Origin of the sequence: Pseudomonas sp. Xaverov 259, from assembly GCF_019352915.1 — a bacterium.
GTDB lineage: Bacteria > Pseudomonadota > Gammaproteobacteria > Pseudomonadales > Pseudomonadaceae > Aquipseudomonas.
The window spans coordinates 1-345 of sequence record NZ_JAAAFV010000085.1; the positions used below are offsets into that span (position 1 = coordinate 1).

The 345-nt window shown below is 45.5% G+C and carries 1 protein-coding gene; it reads right to left on the reverse strand.

Translation table 11 applies throughout. The features are described 5' to 3' along the window. Nucleotides 1-53 precede the first annotated feature (53 nt). A partial coding sequence (locus K0H48_RS30570) for a hypothetical protein (protein WP_219337882.1) occupies nt 54-345 on the reverse strand: 292 nt, incomplete at its 5' end.

The following is a 345-nucleotide window of genomic DNA, read 5'->3' on the forward strand; positions in this document are numbered from 1 at the left end:
AGTCTGACAGCTCCAACCGCAACAGATAATTGTTTAGGAACTGTAACGGGAACTCATAATGCGAGCCTGCCTATTACAGCATCTACAACAGTAGTCTGGACATATACAGACGGTTTAAATACCACTACACAAAACCAGACCATAACAATTGCCGATACAACAGCACCAGTGGCTGATTTAGCTTCACTGCCTGTCATCAATGCGCAGTGCAGCGTAACCAGTCTTACCGCGCCAACAGCCACAGATAATTGTTTAGGAACAGTAACAGGAACCCATAACGCGAGCCTGCCTATAACAGCTTCAACTACTGTAGTGTGGACATATACAGACGGTGTAAACACAAGC